16 protein-coding genes and 1 tRNA gene are annotated in these 15,427 nt (G+C 53.0%); 8 read left to right on the forward strand and 9 right to left on the reverse strand.

Features of this window, described 5'->3' with window-relative positions; translation table 11 throughout:
* Positions 1-39: 39 nt before the first annotated feature.
* Complete coding sequence (locus FBR45_RS17285; RefSeq protein WP_138504553.1) at positions 40-591, reverse strand: hypothetical protein; 552 nt, start codon at positions 589-591, stop codon at positions 40-42.
* 106 nt (positions 592-697) lie between these two features.
* Here FBR45_RS17285 and FBR45_RS17290 point away from each other — a divergent pair, with 106 nt between their 5' ends.
* Both FBR45_RS17290 and hslU read left to right on the forward strand, forming a co-directional pair.
* Complete coding sequence (locus tag FBR45_RS17290; RefSeq protein ID WP_138504555.1) at positions 698-1,903, forward strand: aminotransferase class V-fold PLP-dependent enzyme; 1,206 nt, start codon at positions 698-700, stop codon at positions 1,901-1,903.
* A 169-nt stretch (positions 1,904-2,072) separates the two neighbouring features.
* Positions 2,073-3,464 carry an ATP-dependent protease ATPase subunit HslU gene (gene hslU, locus FBR45_RS17295; protein ID WP_138504557.1) on the forward strand — a complete coding sequence of 464 codons (1,392 nt, stop codon included), beginning with the start codon at positions 2,073-2,075 and terminating at the stop codon, positions 3,462-3,464.
* A gap of 88 nt (positions 3,465-3,552) precedes the next feature.
* On the opposite strand, the gene FBR45_RS17300 is transcribed toward hslU, so the two are convergent.
* From FBR45_RS17300 to FBR45_RS17325, 6 genes are all read right to left on the reverse strand, one after another.
* Complete coding sequence (locus FBR45_RS17300; RefSeq protein WP_138504559.1) at positions 3,553-3,930, reverse strand: response regulator; 378 nt, start codon at positions 3,928-3,930, stop codon at positions 3,553-3,555.
* Positions 3,931-3,946: 16 nt separating this feature from the next.
* A complete protein-coding gene (locus FBR45_RS17305) occupies positions 3,947-4,804 on the reverse strand; it encodes a hypothetical protein (protein ID WP_138504561.1) in 858 nt (285 codons plus the stop codon).
* Between the two features lie 9 nt (positions 4,805-4,813).
* A complete protein-coding gene (locus FBR45_RS17310; protein WP_138504563.1) occupies positions 4,814-5,380 on the reverse strand; it encodes a carboxymuconolactone decarboxylase family protein in 567 nt (188 codons plus the stop codon).
* Positions 5,381-5,645: 265 nt separating this feature from the next.
* Positions 5,646-6,050, reverse strand: a complete 405-nt coding sequence (locus tag FBR45_RS17315; RefSeq protein WP_317128623.1) for a hypothetical protein — start codon at positions 6,048-6,050, stop codon at positions 5,646-5,648.
* Positions 6,050-7,267, reverse strand: a complete 1,218-nt coding sequence (locus FBR45_RS17320) for an MFS transporter (RefSeq protein ID WP_138504567.1) — start codon at positions 7,265-7,267, stop codon at positions 6,050-6,052. The genes FBR45_RS17315 and FBR45_RS17320 overlap by 1 nt, the downstream gene beginning before the upstream one ends.
* A 110-nt stretch (positions 7,268-7,377) precedes the next feature.
* On the reverse strand, positions 7,378-7,878 hold the full coding sequence (locus FBR45_RS17325) for a YybH family protein (RefSeq protein ID WP_246082282.1): 501 nt from the start codon (positions 7,876-7,878) through the stop codon (positions 7,378-7,380).
* Between the two features lie 61 nt (positions 7,879-7,939).
* Here FBR45_RS17325 and mltG point away from each other — a divergent pair, with 61 nt between their 5' ends.
* The 6 genes from mltG to FBR45_RS17355 all read left to right on the forward strand — a co-directional run bounded on the left by mltG (position 7,940) and on the right by FBR45_RS17355 (position 13,655).
* Complete coding sequence (mltG, locus tag FBR45_RS17330) at positions 7,940-8,977, forward strand: endolytic transglycosylase MltG (protein WP_138504569.1); 1,038 nt, start codon at positions 7,940-7,942, stop codon at positions 8,975-8,977.
* A gap of 67 nt (positions 8,978-9,044) precedes the next feature.
* Entirely contained in the window at positions 9,045-9,458 is a 414-nt protein-coding gene (locus tag FBR45_RS17335) for an acyl-CoA thioesterase (protein ID WP_138504571.1), read from the forward strand.
* 97 nt (positions 9,459-9,555) lie between these two features.
* Positions 9,556-10,509: a YihY/virulence factor BrkB family protein gene (locus FBR45_RS17340; RefSeq protein WP_138504573.1), complete on the forward strand. Its 954-nt coding sequence runs from the start codon at positions 9,556-9,558 to the stop codon at positions 10,507-10,509.
* Positions 10,510-10,764: 255 nt separating this feature from the next.
* Entirely contained in the window at positions 10,765-11,790 is a 1,026-nt protein-coding gene (locus FBR45_RS17345; RefSeq protein WP_246082283.1) for a glycosyltransferase family 2 protein, read from the forward strand.
* 119 nt (positions 11,791-11,909) lie between these two features.
* Complete coding sequence (locus tag FBR45_RS17350; protein ID WP_077923444.1) at positions 11,910-12,530, forward strand: L-threonylcarbamoyladenylate synthase; 621 nt, start codon at positions 11,910-11,912, stop codon at positions 12,528-12,530.
* A 105-nt stretch (positions 12,531-12,635) separates the two neighbouring features.
* Positions 12,636-13,655, forward strand: coding sequence for a hypothetical protein (locus tag FBR45_RS17355; RefSeq protein WP_170315651.1), 1,020 nt, complete (start codon positions 12,636-12,638; stop codon positions 13,653-13,655).
* An 88-nt stretch (positions 13,656-13,743) separates the two neighbouring features.
* Here FBR45_RS17355 and tig read toward each other — a convergent pair whose 3' ends face one another.
* Together tig and FBR45_RS17365 are read right to left on the reverse strand one after the other, a co-directional pair.
* Positions 13,744-15,105 (reverse strand): trigger factor, encoded by a 1,362-nt coding sequence (gene tig, locus FBR45_RS17360; protein WP_138504575.1) that lies wholly within the window; start codon positions 15,103-15,105, stop codon positions 13,744-13,746.
* 103 nt (positions 15,106-15,208) lie between these two features.
* Positions 15,209-15,290: transfer RNA gene (locus tag FBR45_RS17365), tRNA-Leu, on the reverse strand.
* Positions 15,291-15,427 lie beyond the last annotated feature (137 nt).

Consider the following 15,427-nt stretch of genomic DNA (forward strand, 5'->3'; position numbering starts at 1 on the left):
GGATCTCCCAACCTAACTAACCCAAAACTACATGAAATACTAGGCCTCAGCCGTGGCTTTATCGCCTACGAATTGCTGATGCTGATGTTTGAAAAGCAGATTGAACGAGGTCAGACTGCCGTATATTTTGGTGATATATTGTTGAATGTTAATCTTCTGTTCGTCGTCCAGTTCGCTGGTATTAACACGCTGTTCAAGCACCCGCAACCGATCCCGGATCAGCACGATCTTATGAAAAAAACCGTCTATTGGCATCTCTTTTGATGCCAGGTCTGCTCGTCCCGGCTTCAGAATGAGTTTGCCGCCTTTCCATTTGTCTCCTAACGGTACGGTTTCCATCGACTCGGCTCCGGTTTGCGCCGACCAGCGCATCAGCACCCGCATCATAGCCTGCTCAACATCCAACAAACTCACCAAATCACTGTCGGGCTCGATAGCCTCCACAACGGTCAGTGGCGTATCGAATTTGAGTACCTTCACGCCGTCTTTTTGAAACGTGATAACGTAGGCCGTCGGTTTAACATTAATTACGACACCATCGCCAAACTCATCATGGCAAACACGTGACCCAATACCCAATATTGTTAACATACAAGTTACAGTATTTTTCAACTGCAAAACTTAAAACAAACCTCGTGCCAGAATTACTCTAATCAGTGACTCCCCCTCAAAATATTCCTGACTATTTTTTTTCTTTATGCCTGATACACTTGCGCTTACCTGTCAGAAACACCTATTCCGACTACCTGACACCATTCATTATCTCAACTGCGCCACTCGTTCGCCGTTCAGCCTGCGGGTCGAACAGGCTGGCCACGATGCCCTGGTCCAACAGGCAAATCCGTTCGGCCTGCATCCCGACGATTTTTTCAGCGGGGCTGTTCGGGTTCGGGCGTTGTTTTCGACCCTGATCAACAATCCGGATCCGGATCGAATTGCGGTTATCCCGTCGGTGTCGTACGGGATGGGAGTAGTTGCCAGGAATCTATCCCGTAAACCAGGCCTGCAGGCCGGCCAGCGGATCGTTCTCATTGGCGACGAGTTTCCGAGCGATGTGTACGCCTGGGACCGGGTGTCGGCAGAGCTGAACCTCTCCATTGACGTTATCGGGATGCCCAGCCAATCGGAAGGTAGTTCCCGGCCAGTGGGCGAACGCTGGAACGAACGGCTGCTGAACGCCATCGGTCCCGATACGGCGCTGGTTGTGGCGCCCCCTGTTCACTGGATGTACGGCATTCGGTTCGATCTGGAAGCCATTGGGCAGCGAGCCCGTTCGGTGGGGGCCTGGCTGGCCGTTGACGGAACCCAGTCGGTGGGTGCGCTGCCATTCGATCTGCAGGCTGTACAGCCCGATGCGCTGATCTGCGTGGGATACAAATGGCTGATGGGCCCCTACTCGCTGGGACTGGCCTATTACGGTCCCGCCTTCGATGACGGCATCCCGCTCGAAGAAGGCTGGGCAAACCGACTCGACAGCAACCAGTTTCATCGGCTCACCGAGTATCAACCCGCCTACCGCCCCAAGGCGTACCGGTACAACGTGGGCGAATCGACCCATTTTATACAGATGCCCATGCTCGAAGCCGCCTTAACGCAACTCATCGACTGGAAGCCCGAGCGAATTCAGGCCTATACAGCTATGCTACTGGCCGACGCCTGGCCTATTCTGGAAACGCTGGGCTGCCGGGTCGAGCCCGTCAATGGCGCCCGCGGCCGGAGTCACCACCTGGTAGGTGTATGGCTGCCCGAACAGGCCGATCCGATGGCGGTATCCCAGGCGCTCCAGGCCAGAAATGTGTCGGTATCGGCCCGCGCCCGCGTGTTGCGCATTGCCCCCCACCTGTACAATACGCCGGCCGACGTAACTGTGCTGACGGATGTTTTGCAGGATGTGCTTCGGTAAATCTACCCATTGTCTGGTCCAGCGTCCTGCCCCGGTTAATCGGCAGCACTGGGCGAACTAACCAGTCAGAGGCTCATGGCTTTACAAAATTCCCGGCATTAAGTCGCACATTTTACCCGCTACAGTGTTTCTTCTTCAGGGAGAGGGCCAACTTTGCCCTCATTTTTCAATGACAACTTCAATTAAAGACCTTACCCCCCGGCAGATCGTTGCCGAGCTGGATCAATATATTATCGGGCAGCACGACGCCAAACGAAACGTAGCGATTGCCCTCCGCAATCGGTGGCGCCGGATGAACAGCGCAGCGGACATGCAACGTGAAATCACGCCTAATAACATCCTGATGATTGGCGCTACAGGTGTCGGGAAAACCGAGATTGCCCGGCGGCTGGCCAAAATTGCCGACGCGCCGTTCATTAAAGTCGAAGCGTCTAAATTTACCGAAGTAGGCTACGTAGGCCGTGACGTAGAGAGTATGGTGCGCGACCTGGTCGAACAGTCGGTCAATATGGTGCGGGCGGCCAAGAAAGAGGCCGTACAGGTCCGGGCTCAGCAGGCCGTTGAAGACGCCATTCTCGACATTCTGATTCCGCCCGTCAAGCCCGTCAATGGCCAGCCTCACCTTGGCTTCGAGAACGAGAAGTCGGACCCGGACGCCGAACTGAACGAACGGACCCGCGAGCGCTTCCGCGACAAGATCCGCTCCGGCGAGATGGATGACCGGAAAATCGACATCGACGTACAGCAGGCCCAGATGCCCAACATCGGGGTTATGGGCGGAGCCGTTGACGACCTGTCGATGATGAATATTCAGGAAATGCTGAGCGGCATGATGCCCAAACGAGGCAAAAAGCGTAAGGTGACCATTGCCGAAGCCCGCACCATTCTGCTGGAAGAAGAAGCGGCCAAGCTCATCGACATGGATGAGGTCAAGGAAGAAGCCATCCGCAAAGCCGAAGATGCCGGTATTATTTTCATCGATGAGATCGATAAGGTAGCCTCGGCCCGGTCAGGCAATGGCGGTGGAGGCCCTGACGTGAGTCGCGAAGGCGTACAGCGCGACCTGTTACCCATTGTGGAAGGCAGTGCGGTAAATACCAAGTACGGCGTTATTCATACCGATCACATTCTGTTCATTGCTGCGGGCGCTTTTCACGTCGCCAAGCCGAGTGATCTGATTCCGGAGTTGCAGGGGCGTTTTCCGATCCGGGTCGAACTACAAAGCCTGTCGGAGGACGATTTTTACCAGATTCTGAAAGAGCCCAAGAACGCGCTGACCAAACAGTACGAAGCCATGCTACAGGCCGAAAACGTGAGCCTGAACTTTCAGGATGACGCTCTGCGCGAACTGGCTCGTATTGCGTTTGAGGTTAATCAGGAGGTTGAGAATATTGGCGCCCGCCGGTTGCAGACCGTACTCAGCCATCTGATGAACGACTTTATGTTCGACATTCCTGACGTGATTGGTGCCAACGCGCAGGTAGTAGTTACCAAAGAACTGGTCGGCGAGAAGCTGAACGGATTGGTCAAGAACCGGGATCTGAGCCAGTTTATTCTGTAAGTGACCGTCAGCCGGGTGGTGGCTGACGCCATCCGGCTGACGGCTCGACAGCTGACAGAGGCAGCTAGCATCTGGAGGGAAAACGGACTTAGATCAATAACTCAATCTGGAGTGTACTCATCAGGGCAGTCACCATCGAGTGGGTTAATGGCTTGGTATGATAGGCCAGCACATTCGAAAATTCATCGCAGCGCATCCGGTCCCGATCGCTGGTTGAGGAGGAAAGAATGATGACCCGGTTAGTCAGTCCTGCTTCCTTCATCTTCTCCAGAAATCCCCAGCCGTCCAGTTCCGGCATATTCAGATCAAGAAAGATGAGGCCTGGATTGAGCTGGGGCAGTTGCGCGAAAGCCACAACAGGATCTGTGAAATCCTGAATCTCGATTGCAATGGGTAAACGGCTCAGTACCTTCTTCATGAGAAGATTGCAGATACTGCTATCATCGACCAGCATAATTGTAACCATAATCTGTTGCGGGTATTCAGCCGGGATAGCCAAGCTCTGAGTCAATGCTTTTTATAACCTGCTGCAAGGCCGTATCCAGGTCGGTTGATGTTGTGACGAGCAACGGAAGTATTTCCGTAACCACCTCGTCAGCGGGTAATATTTCGACCATGTAGGTCAGGCTCAGGATACGCGTGAGGGGCTCACGAATGATATGAGCATGCTGCCGGGATAACTGGAGCAGCTTCGTATTTTTCTCCTCGAGTTCCTGCGTACGACTACGGATAATCTCATCCTGTGTAGCTACCAACCGGGCAATGACCGCGTTTTTTTCCTGTACTCCCAGCAGCGCCTGTTCAATCTCTTTTTTACTCTTACCCAGTTCATCGATTAGTTGAATCGATAGGAGCTTGGCGTATAAGTTCTCCAGGGTAATTTTAAGAACCGGCACGTCGGTAGCCTGAAACTGGCGGTCAAGCCCCGAATAGACGGACACGATAATGCCGGAGTCGGCCGAGAAAACGTTGTTCCAGCCCCACAGCTCCGATGGCGTACAAGGCAGTTGCAGAGACAGCTGACGTATGTTTTCCGATATCAGGGCCTGATCTTCGGTGATGACCGGCACATAATCCATGAGAAGCTGCTGTTCGTACGCCCACATTAAATCAAGTCCGCCAGACTGTATCTGACTACCGACCGGGGTAAGCGAGCAGACGATAACATACTCCTGCTGGTAAAAGCAGAACCGGATCAACTGGTAGTCGAACAGATACTTCACCTGACGCTGCAAACAAGATCGCACCTCCTCCAGCGTCATTGAGCGGCTTAGCGTGCTCGAAAATCGCGATAAGGATTCGTAGATAATCCGGTATTTAAACTCCAGGCTGGTAGACAAAGCGCAGTGTTAAGCGTCTATTTCCAATAGTTCGTTGTCGATTCGGATGCCGGAGATATTGGCAATTGTATTGAGCATATTGACCAGATCCGCCTGGGCCATCAGCTCCTGAATCTCCTGCTCATCAAATCCAGCGTCGAAAAGCTGCTGAAAATCGTTGGCCGTTACCGAGGCCGAATTAAGGGCAGCGTTCGTTACGACTTTAACCGCTATGCGATAACTGAGCGGAATCAGATCGCTGTCCAGGTTCTCCGTGATAACAAAATCGCTACCGAATGATTTGCCCATGGAGTTGGCAAAAATTGAGTGCGCTTTTGCGCAGTACTGACACCCCCGCTGGGCCGATACATTGTAGATAATCAGCTGCTTGAGTACATTGGGTACCGAACCCTGAACGAGCGTAGCGCGTAGTTTGGCCCAGTTCCCCCGGAGCAGTACCGGGTTACTTCCCTGACACTTAAACCAGTTCAACACAAAAGGCAAGCCCAGCTCCCGCTTCGTTTCGTCGTATATCTGCTGTACTTCGGGGGAGGCTTCGTCGTAGTGTATAGTTTTGAAAAGAGAAAGTTGGTTCATGAATTGTGAGCGAACAGGAATGAGTTGGCGTAAAGAGTAATAAAGAGATCTACTGTTTGAATAGATCGATGTTTTCGCTTCAGGCAGTAAAGACCTTGCCTGCAGCTCATTGGCCACCGATAACTTACAAATATATATTTATGGTTAACAAAATAGCATACTTCGAGGTATATTTTACAAATTGTGGTGAAATAAGCCCATTTTGGCAGCTAGCCAATTAATAACTTATCGACATTTACTAATAAATCAATCATTTTTCGGCTGCTTAGCTTTTCAGGTGATCGAGAATAGCCACGATCTGTTTTATTGCCCGATCGGTGTCGGCCCGTTTATGGTCTGGCGGATCGAATCGGTTGAACGGCCGTAGCTGAAGAACAAACGTCTCCTCTACCTCCACCTCATCGAGGGGGGTGTATAGCTTGAAGCCGGTCACTGTCGTAGGAATCAGGCCATGGCGCTGTTTGAAGTAGATGAGTACGGAAGCCAGCAGGCTCTCGACCTGCGGCTGCTGAATACCGGATGCCGGTATAAACCGAACCTCGGCCTGGTTCCGGTCTACCAGGGTTTGCTCCTCCGGTGAAAAATGCCCTTCGCAGCTGCTGAACGTCTGCACCAGCCCGGTAGCATTCAGGGCGTCGACCAGTGGCCGGATTCGGGCTTCAATTTCCATCAGGCAGTTCGCTGACGTTGGTACCAGGCCAGATAAGCGACAGCACCCAGCGCCAGCACCCCCGAAAAACCGAATGATGCGTCGATACCCGCCACTCCGGGAACGTGGTTCAGCATCCAGCCCGCGGCAACCGCCCCGAGGCCGATACCTGCCTCCAGCGCGATGTACATGGTCGCCATAGCCCGCCCGCGCGTGTGCTCATCGGCGAGGTCGGCCGTCCAGGCCTGCACGGTCGGCGAGTTCATTCCCGAGGCCAGACCAAACCCAACGGCAGCCGTCCAGAAATACACCCTGGCGTTTGCGTTGGCAGGATCAACCAGCATCAGCAGCCCCATTGACAGAGCCAGCGCCGTTGTTGACACCAGGAGTACCGGTACCCGCCCATACCGGTCGGAAGTGCGACTGAATACCATCCGCACCACCAGCGAAGCCACCGTATAGACCGTAAAAAATAAGCCTTTATTGGCTATACCCAGCAGCCCGCTCAGGGTCGATACCACCGTTAGCACCGTGCCGTAAGAGACGGACTGCAGGAGCAAGACCACAAACGGAGGCCAGGCCTGCCAATCGAAGAGTTCATCTTTACGGAGCTTCAGCAAGCCAAACCGGAACGGTTCGGGATTAACCAGCGTCTCGGGCATTCGGAGCAGAATACCGATCGATAACAGCGCAAACGCCGACGAGGTCCAGAACATGACGTTCATCGAAAAATCATCGGCCAGCCAGCTCCCGATAGCCGGGCCCAGTGACATGCCCATGGCCGTGAACAGCCCCAGCATTCCCATGGCTTCACCCCGACGCGTGGCCGGCACCACATCGGCCACGTAGGCTGCCGTAGCGGTCGGTTTTGTGCCGGTCGAGAAGCCGTGAATCAGCCGCAGCGTCAGAAAGCCCCATACCGTCAGCAGATACGGATACAGGAATCCGCACACGAAGCAAACCAGCGACCCAAAGGCCATGACCGGCACCCGCCCAACCGTATCCGTAATTTTACCGCTAAAAGGTCTCGACACCCCGGCCGTGAGGGTAAACAGGGCGATGATCAGACCGACATATTCCCGGCCGCCCAGCCTGGTCAGGTAGTCGGGCAGCTCCGGAATCATCATGGAGAAACTCGCCGAGAATAGAAAGTTGCTGATACAGAGCAACCAGAACGAGAACGTGTAGAGGGCTGTACCGTCGGCCTGACGAGGAAATGAAAATGGGCGAACGACCAAAACGAGTTGATTTAGTTCGCCCAAATTTAGGCTTTTTTCAGGACAAGGCTCAATCGGTTCGGCGGGATTTATTGTAGGCTCCCATCGGGCTGGCCACCAGAAGGGGCGGTTTATTCGGCTGACGTGGTGGTGTTACCGCCATCGAGCACAAACCGCCACTGACCGTTGCGCTGTCGTTTCCAGACGGTCATATATACCCCTTCTGCCCGTTTGCTGATTCCCGATTCGCCCTTGCTGGTCAGGAGCCACTGCCCAAAGGTATAGCCCAGTTCGCCCGACTGAGCCGCATCGGCTTTAAGCACCTGCCAGGTCAGGGTGGTCCCGGTTCGGGGCAGCCGGGCCATCTGGGCCCGCAGCGAATCGAACCCAATCGTAGGCGGAGCGCCCTCGTTGAGTTTGATCGCGTCGTCAGCAGCGTAGGTAGTAAACGCTTTAGCCATACCCTGCTTTTCGGACAGCATACTAAAGTTCAGATCGGCTTCCCGAATTTCATCGATAGCGCGCTGACGGGTAGCAGCTGCCGGGTTCATAGCACGTGGACTCTCCACCCGCGAACGGCATGAATCGGTAAGCAGACCAGTCAGTACAAGAAGAAGTAAGGTGTTCTTCACAAGTGGTAGGTGTTTGGTACAGTTTTGGCGTAAATTTGCGGAATAATACCGTCCCCTCGTTATGTCGCGTAACCTTAAAATTGGCATATTCCTCACCGTCTCTATCCTGCTAACGACGTTCACGTTTTATTTCTGGCAGATATTTAAAAGCCCTAATCTTCAGGTCCGTGAGAACGATCAGACCTTTGCCCTGCTAATTCCGAAAGGCGCTACGTTCGAGTCGGTGATGGATACCCTCCAGAAGCATAAGGTCATCAATGATGAGATGTCGTTTCGGTTTTTGGCCAAGCTTATGAAGTACCCCGAGCGGGTAAAAGAAGGGCGGTACGAGATCGAGCCCCGCACGAGCAACCGGGCTGCGCTGGTCAAACTGCGGAGCGGTAGCCAGGACCCCATGACGGTGACCTTTAACAGCATGCGTCAGAAAAGCGATCTGATCCAGCGGCTGGGCAGCAAGTTTGCCTTTGGCCCGGAAGCGCTGGCCGAACGGCTTAACGATCCGGCCATCTGCCAGAAGTATGGTTTCGACACCACGACCATCGTTTGTCTGTTTCTGCCCAATACCTACGAATTTTTCTGGACGATCAAACCCGATGCCTTCCTGGAGCGCATGGGTTCCGAATATAAAAAGTTCTGGACCCCCGAGCGGAAGGCCAAGGCGCAGGCACTGGGCCTGACCCAAACCCAGACGCAGGTACTGGCGTCGATCGTTGCGGCCGAAACCAACAAGCGTGACGAGCAGCCGCGTGTGGCGGGCGTTTATTTGAACCGGCTCAAACGGGGCATCCGGCTGGAGGCCGACCCCACGGTAATTTTTGCCCTGCGCGACTTCAGCATCCGGCGGCTACTGAACCGGCAGCTCTCGGTCGATTCGCCGTATAACACCTATCGATACGCTGGCCTGCCGCCGGGGCCCATAAACCTTCCCGCCCCGGCCACGATCGACGCTGTGCTGAATGCAGAACAGCACGACTACCTTTATTTCGTCGTCGACGCGCGATTCAACGGCTACCACACCTTCTCCAAAACCCTCTCAGAACACCTGGCCAACGCCCGGCTCTATCAGCAGGCGCTGACCCGGATGAAAATCATGAAGTAAGAGAGAATCCGTATGAGGCAACGGTACTCCAGCAGAGAAACAGGCCGTTGTATGTCCATAAGTCTCCATGTTTGTTTACGACGTTACTGACATTCGCGTACGCTATTACGACACCGATCAGATGGGGGTCGTCTATTACGGCAATTACGCCCGGTTTTACGAGATAGGCCGGGTAGAAGCCCTGCGTCAGCTGGGGCTGAACTACAAAGAGCTCGAAGAACGGGGTATTTCGATGCCGGTGTACGACTTCAGCTCCCGTTTCATTCGGCCGGCCCGATACGATGATATGCTGACGGTTCGGGTAACGGTGCCCCAGCTTCCCAAAACCCGCTTTCTCTTCACGTACGAGATCTTCAACCAGCATGGTGTACTGCTTAACACCGGCCAGACAACCCTCGTCTTTATCCGGTCCGATACCGGGCGTCCCTGTCTGGCCCCTGACGATTTGATCGAGCTTGCCAAACCTTTTTTTCAGGAGTAGGTTAAAAATGTGGCTGGGTGTCAAGTAAAGAGGTTGTTACCTGGGTCGGTTGACAACATCTAAAGAACCTGACCAGCCATTACCAACTTCTGACGTTATGTTCGACAAATTAATGAGCTTTGACGCGCTGTCAGGTGCCCGCATCTGGCTGCACGATCATCGTCCGTTCGATTCAAAAACCTCCTGGTACGAGTTTTTGAATAAGATGACGAACAAAGTAATTGAAAACGACACCAGCGAGCGGGCGGCTTCCGTTGCGTACAGCCTGATACTGGCCGTATTTCCTACAATTATCTTCCTGTTTACGCTCATCCCCTACATTCCAATTCCTAATCTGGAGGAGCAGATTATGGCGTTCTTCCAGCGGGTACTACCAGGAGACACGTTCAGTTCGGTGGCTACCACCATCCGCGACATCATCAGTCGGCCAAGAAGCGGTGTGCTGTCGTTCGGTTTCCTGCTGGCGCTCTATTCGGCCACAAGTGGTTTGGTAGCGCTTATGAATGCGTTTAACTCGTCGCACGAGTCAGAAGACAGCCGTGGCTTCTTCAAAGTTCGGGGCGTAGCCGTGGGGCTGACCTTCACGCTGGCTATAGCCCTGATTCTGGCCATTGTTGTGCTGATTATTGGTGGGGTTGTCAGTGAGTATCTGCTCCGCTTCGGTATTTTGAATAATGTGGTGTTCGTCAACTTGCTGGCCGTAGCCCGTTACCTGCTGGTCTTTGCTGTCTTTGTGGGAGCGGTTTCGGTGATTTACCGGTTCGGACCTGACGTTGATATGAAATGGGCCTTTGTCACCCCGGGGTCTATCATCGCATCGGTCCTGATCGTTCTGACAACCCTCGGCTTCTCCTACTACGTATCTAACTTCGGGTCATACAACAAGGTATACGGATCGATAGGCACGCTCATTGCACTCATGATCTGGATCAACCTGATTTCACTCTTACTTATTCTGGGTTTTGAGATGAACGTGGCGCTGTACAATCTCGAGGGGGACAAAAACCCTAGTGTAGCCGAGAAAACAACAAACGCCACCTCCAATAGCTGAGGTGGCGTTTGTGAACCCTAACCCATAAATGTAAAAGCACCCTTCTGCGTGTGCCACTTCTGGCACGACAACAAAACAGGTTCATACAGACATTGGTAAAAACCGTGCCAACTTTCCCGGATGCGAAGGGTATTAAAAAACCTTTTTCCGTTTACTAAAATTATGGGCAACCGGGTTACAACAGGTGTGTAATTTTAGGTTAACAACTCAACTCCGCCGGTTATACCGAACGGTGTTTGTAAACTTTTTTTGTAGATGACTTCTGTTACTGGTCAGTTTACTCCCTTACCAATGGGTCCGTATCTGAATCGGATCAAACCCTGGGTGACGGTTATCTGTACGGCTTATAATCACCAGCGTTACGTAGAAGAGGCCCTTCAATCTGTTGTAGAACAGGATTATCCGAACGTCGAGCTGATCGTTATCGACAATGCCAGTACAGACGCGACGTCCGGGTGTATCAGTCGGTTTGCCCGGCAACACCCCAATCTGCAGTTTCTTCAAAACACAACAAACATAGGCCTGAACCGCGCTTTCAACCAGGGTCTGTCATTGGCGCGGGGCCGGTACGTTATTGACCTGTCCGCCGACGATGTGCTTCTGCCCGGCCGCATCTCCAAGCAGGTTGAGCTGTTCGAACGGCTATCGGGGCCCTACGCCGTCGTCTTTTCCAATGCGGACTATATCGACGAACAGGGCCGACGGCTTTCGTCTCACTACCCGACAGACCCACACGGGCGGTCCAGTACGGTAGTACCCTCCGGTAACGTCTTCCGTAATGTGCTGGAATCTTACTTCATCTGCACCCCGACGATGATGATTCGGCGCGACGTGCTGAACGAACTGGGCGGCTATGACGAATCACTCGCCTACGAAGATTTTGATTTCTGGGTTCGGTCAGCACGGCTGTATCATTATGCTTACCTGGATGAGGTGCTGACGCTGAAACGGCAGCTACCGGACTCACTCGCAGCTCAGGTTGTCAAACCCGATAATGCCTTACTCCATTCGTCGCTGATCGTTTGTCAGAAAGCCCTGGAGCGGTGCCACACGGCGGATGAGTACCAGGCCCTGGCCGGCCGAATCCGGAAATTTATCCGCAAAGCCTATTACGCTGAACAGTACGGACTCGTTCGGCAGTTTGGCCGGCTTCTGAACCGGATCGAACAGCCGGGACTGCTTACCAAATTTGTTCTGGCGCTCAGCCGATTACAGGTGCCGGTTAACAGCTTGTACCGGCACTATGCCCGGCAGGCCTTTGCGTTGCCCAGCCGATCGTAAATACGTTCCTGACGGGTCAGGATCTAGTCTTGCTCCCACGTGGTTGGTATGGGCAGAAACACAAGGGTGTTATCTGTCGTTACCACAACACCACCTGCTGCTCGCTATCCCGAACGAATATGGCTGCTGAATTTTTAAAGTTATATCCTAAAAACCCTGACCTGCGCCGGATCGAGCAGGTTGTCAAAGCCCTGCGCAACGGAGCCGTCGTCATATACCCGACCGATACCGTTTACGGCATGGGATGCGATATTCACAACGCGCGTGCCGTTGAGCGGGTAGCCCGCATCAAAGGAATTAAGCCAGCCAAAAACGACTTCTCATTCATCTGTTACGACCTGAGCCACATCGCCGATTACGCCCGGGTAAGCAATCAGGCCTTCAAAGTGATGAAACGGCTGTTGCCCGGTCCGTTCACGTTTCTGCTGGAGGCCACCAACAATGTACCGAAGCTGCTCAACACCAACAAGAAAACCGTAGGCATACGGGTACCCGATCACGATATACCCAGACAGATTGTTCACCAGCTCGAAAACCCCATCATTACCACTTCCATCCGCGATGAAGATGAAGTCATCGAATACTCGACCGACCCGGAACTGATCTACGAAAAATTCAGGAATCAGGTCGATATCGTGATTGATGGCGGCTACGGTGGTAATGTGGCCTCGACCATAATTGATGCCACCGACGACGAATTTTCTATCATCCGTCAGGGCCTTGGTGAATTTATTCTTTGAAAAGTTACCGCAAGATTCTATACTTGCATGATAGGGTTAACGCACTCTTAACTGGCGATTAACCCTTTTTTTGTGTCTACAGGCAATCAACTTTCTTTCTATAGCATGCGTTTTTTACTGGCCGCTAGTACTATACTGGCCCTCAGTCACCTGACTGGCTGTTCTTCCGAATCAAAACAGGCAACGTCCGGGCAGTTGACCGCCGAAGCCTCGGCCAAACCAACTGCCTCTTCCGACTCATCGGGCACGCCAGCCCCTAAGCCAGCAACGGCATCACGGCCCGCCAATGCCGTTTCGACCGGCGACTCTACCCTAGATTCGTTGACCTACGCGCCGACCGGTGCTCTTTTGCCCAACAAACGCATCTTTGCCTATTATGGTAACCCTCATTCCAAAAAAATGGGGATTCTGGGTAAGTACCCCAAAGAGGAAATGTTGCGCCGGCTGGACGAAGAGATCAAGAACTGGCAGAAAGCCGACCCAGCTACGCCCATCCAGCCAGCCTTGCACCTGGTAGCCACCTCGGCCCAGGGCGCCCCGGGCAAAGACGGCGGCTACCGCATGCGCATGTCGGACAAAACCATCAAGAAAGTGCTGAAGTGGGGGAACGAGCACAAAGCCATTGTCTTTCTGGATATTCAGCGGGGCCATGCGCCACTGGGTCCCGAGATGGCCTATATGGAAAAATACCTGAAACTCCCCTTCGTTCATCTGGGCATCGACCCTGAGTTTTCGATGGTAACCGGTGCAAAGCCCGGCACTAAAATCGGAAGCTACGATGCTGCAGATATCAACCAGGCGGTCCAGTTTCTGAGCCGTATCGTGAAAGAAAACAACCTTCCACCCAAGGTACTGGTCGTTCACCGCTTTACGCAGGGCATGGTCAAGAACTACAAAAACATCAAGCTAGACCCAAACGTGCAGATCGTTATGGATATGGATGGCTGGGGCCCGCCGGTGCTGAAGAAAGATTCGTATCATGACTACATTCAGAAAGAACCGGTTCAGTACACCGGCTTCAAACTGTTCTACGAAAACGACTTCCGCAAGCCCGGTTCGCGCATCATGACCCCCGCCGAAGTGCTGGCGCTAACGCCCAAGCCAATGTATATCCAGTATCAATAGACCCGGCAGTAGCTGAACAGAAAAGGCCCGTCAGCAATTGACGGGCCTTTTCTGTTCTATGTATGGCAATCAGTAGTTAGCTGTAGACCTACCGATTTTCGACCAGTGCTTTGAACTCATCGACCGTTACTTCCTGCGACACAATGGTCAGCTGGGTTTTGGCGTACTCGATTACCTTATCGTCATAAACACGGTTAAATGTGCTGGTGTAGTTCTGGCCGTTGTTCTTCTCATCCATGAGGTAGTTACGGGCAATCCGATCAATGGTTTTATCCATTTCTTCGTTTTCGCTGCCCATAAAGCCGAACTGCTCCCGTACCATCTGACGGGTTGCGTCCAGTACCTCGTCAAACTCAACTTTTATATCTGCGTTTTCAGCGATCTTGTTTTTGATCAACTGCAGCTTTACCGATTTGGTGAAGTCGTCGTACTGCTCGTCGATCTGCTCGGGGGTAAACTTCCCTTCGTTCACTTCGAGCAACCAGTTTTTCAGGAACTCGTCGGGAAGCAAAATCGGCGTATTATCGATCAGGTTTTTTTCGATGTCGAGCCGCAGGAGCTGATCGGCTTCGCGGGCGTAATTGCCCCGAATGACTTCGGCTACTTTCGTACGGAACTGCGCTTCGTCCTCAACCGCACCGGCACCCAGCACCTTGTCGAAGAACTCCTGGTTCAGTTCGGCTGGCTCATGCCGGGTAATGTCATCAATCGTGAAGCTGAACTCACCCGTCAGGGCAGCGGCTTCTTCTTTTTTCACGCCGGTAGCGTTGGCCCGAGCCTTCTCGTCGGGGAACGCCTGCTCCAGTACGAAGCTGATAACGTCACCTTTTTTCTTGCCCACGAACTGACCCTTGGCCTCTTCAGCCATTTTGTCCATTGGGAAAGCGGTTTTGGCCGAGAACAACTCCCCTGATTCGGGCGCGCTGGTCTGAACCAGTTCGCCATAAATCGTATCGGTTTCACCTACTTCTTCGCCGTGAGCGTGACCATGGAAACGCTGCTGCAGGTCAGCAATGGTGTTGTTTACTTCCGTTTCGCCAGCCTGAATCTCGTAGCGGGTTACGCTGGGCAGCTCGGCAAAATCGATATTGAACTCCGATGCCAGCCCCAGTGTGTAACTAAAGGCAAAATCGGTCTGGTTATCCCAGTCGATGGCATCTGCCTGTTCGCGGTTTGGAACGGGGTCGCCAACAACCTGAAGTTTATTTTCGCGGATGTACTGGCTCACGGTCCGGCTCAGCATCGAGTTGATCTCGTCGACCAGAATGCTTTTACCGTACATTTTCTGAACCAGCGACGCAGGCACGTGACCAGGACGGAATCCTTTCAACTGTACCTTACGGCCATAATCTTTCAGTTTCTTATCGACTTCGGGCTTATAATCGGCCGGGGTAAGCGTAATCTTCAGCGAAGCGTTGGTGTCGCTGGCTTTTTCGAGCGTAATGTCCATGATGATTGCTATTTAGTGATTGAGCGATTGAGCGATTGGGTGAGAGTGGCTTCCGGTAGAAATCGCTCAATCACTCAATTACTCAATCGCTCAATGTACTTTGTACGGGCGGAGGGACTCGAACCCCCATGCCTTGCGGCACCAGATCCTAAGTCTGGCACGTCTACCAATTTCGCCACGCCCGCAGGTGGAGAACAGTTGACCAGTCTGGTTATTCGCTTTTTTAAGCCAAATCAACCGCGCTGTTTAACTGTTTCGGCCCGCAAAAGTACGAAGAATCTGCAAATCGCCAAGCTCCTGCCTCCATGTTTTATTTTTATAA

The organism is Spirosoma lacussanchae, assembly GCF_005870035.1.
GTDB classification, from domain to species: Bacteria; Bacteroidota; Bacteroidia; order Cytophagales; family Spirosomataceae; genus Spirosoma; species Spirosoma lacussanchae.

Coding starts and splice junctions, on each gene's coding strand:
- FBR45_RS17285 (WP_138504553.1), bottom strand. CDS start 591: ATGTTAACAATATTGGGTATTGGGTCACGTGTTTGCCATGATGAGTTT.
- FBR45_RS17290 (WP_138504555.1), top strand. CDS start 698: ATGCCTGATACACTTGCGCTTACCTGTCAGAAACACCTATTCCGACTA.
- hslU (WP_138504557.1), top strand. CDS start 2,073: ATGACAACTTCAATTAAAGACCTTACCCCCCGGCAGATCGTTGCCGAG.
- FBR45_RS17300 (WP_138504559.1), bottom strand. CDS start 3,930: ATGGTTACAATTATGCTGGTCGATGATAGCAGTATCTGCAATCTTCTC.
- FBR45_RS17310 (WP_138504563.1), bottom strand. CDS start 5,380: ATGAACCAACTTTCTCTTTTCAAAACTATACACTACGACGAAGCCTCC.
- FBR45_RS17315 (WP_317128623.1), bottom strand. CDS start 6,050: ATGGAAATTGAAGCCCGAATCCGGCCACTGGTCGACGCCCTGAATGCT.
- mltG (WP_138504569.1), top strand. CDS start 7,940: ATGTCGCGTAACCTTAAAATTGGCATATTCCTCACCGTCTCTATCCTG.
- FBR45_RS17335 (WP_138504571.1), top strand. CDS start 9,045: ATGTTTGTTTACGACGTTACTGACATTCGCGTACGCTATTACGACACC.
- FBR45_RS17340 (WP_138504573.1), top strand. CDS start 9,556: ATGTTCGACAAATTAATGAGCTTTGACGCGCTGTCAGGTGCCCGCATC.
- FBR45_RS17345 (WP_246082283.1), top strand. CDS start 10,765: ATGACTTCTGTTACTGGTCAGTTTACTCCCTTACCAATGGGTCCGTAT.
- FBR45_RS17350 (WP_077923444.1), top strand. CDS start 11,910: ATGGCTGCTGAATTTTTAAAGTTATATCCTAAAAACCCTGACCTGCGC.
- FBR45_RS17355 (WP_170315651.1), top strand. CDS start 12,636: ATGCGTTTTTTACTGGCCGCTAGTACTATACTGGCCCTCAGTCACCTG.
- tig (WP_138504575.1), bottom strand. CDS start 15,105: ATGGACATTACGCTCGAAAAAGCCAGCGACACCAACGCTTCGCTGAAG.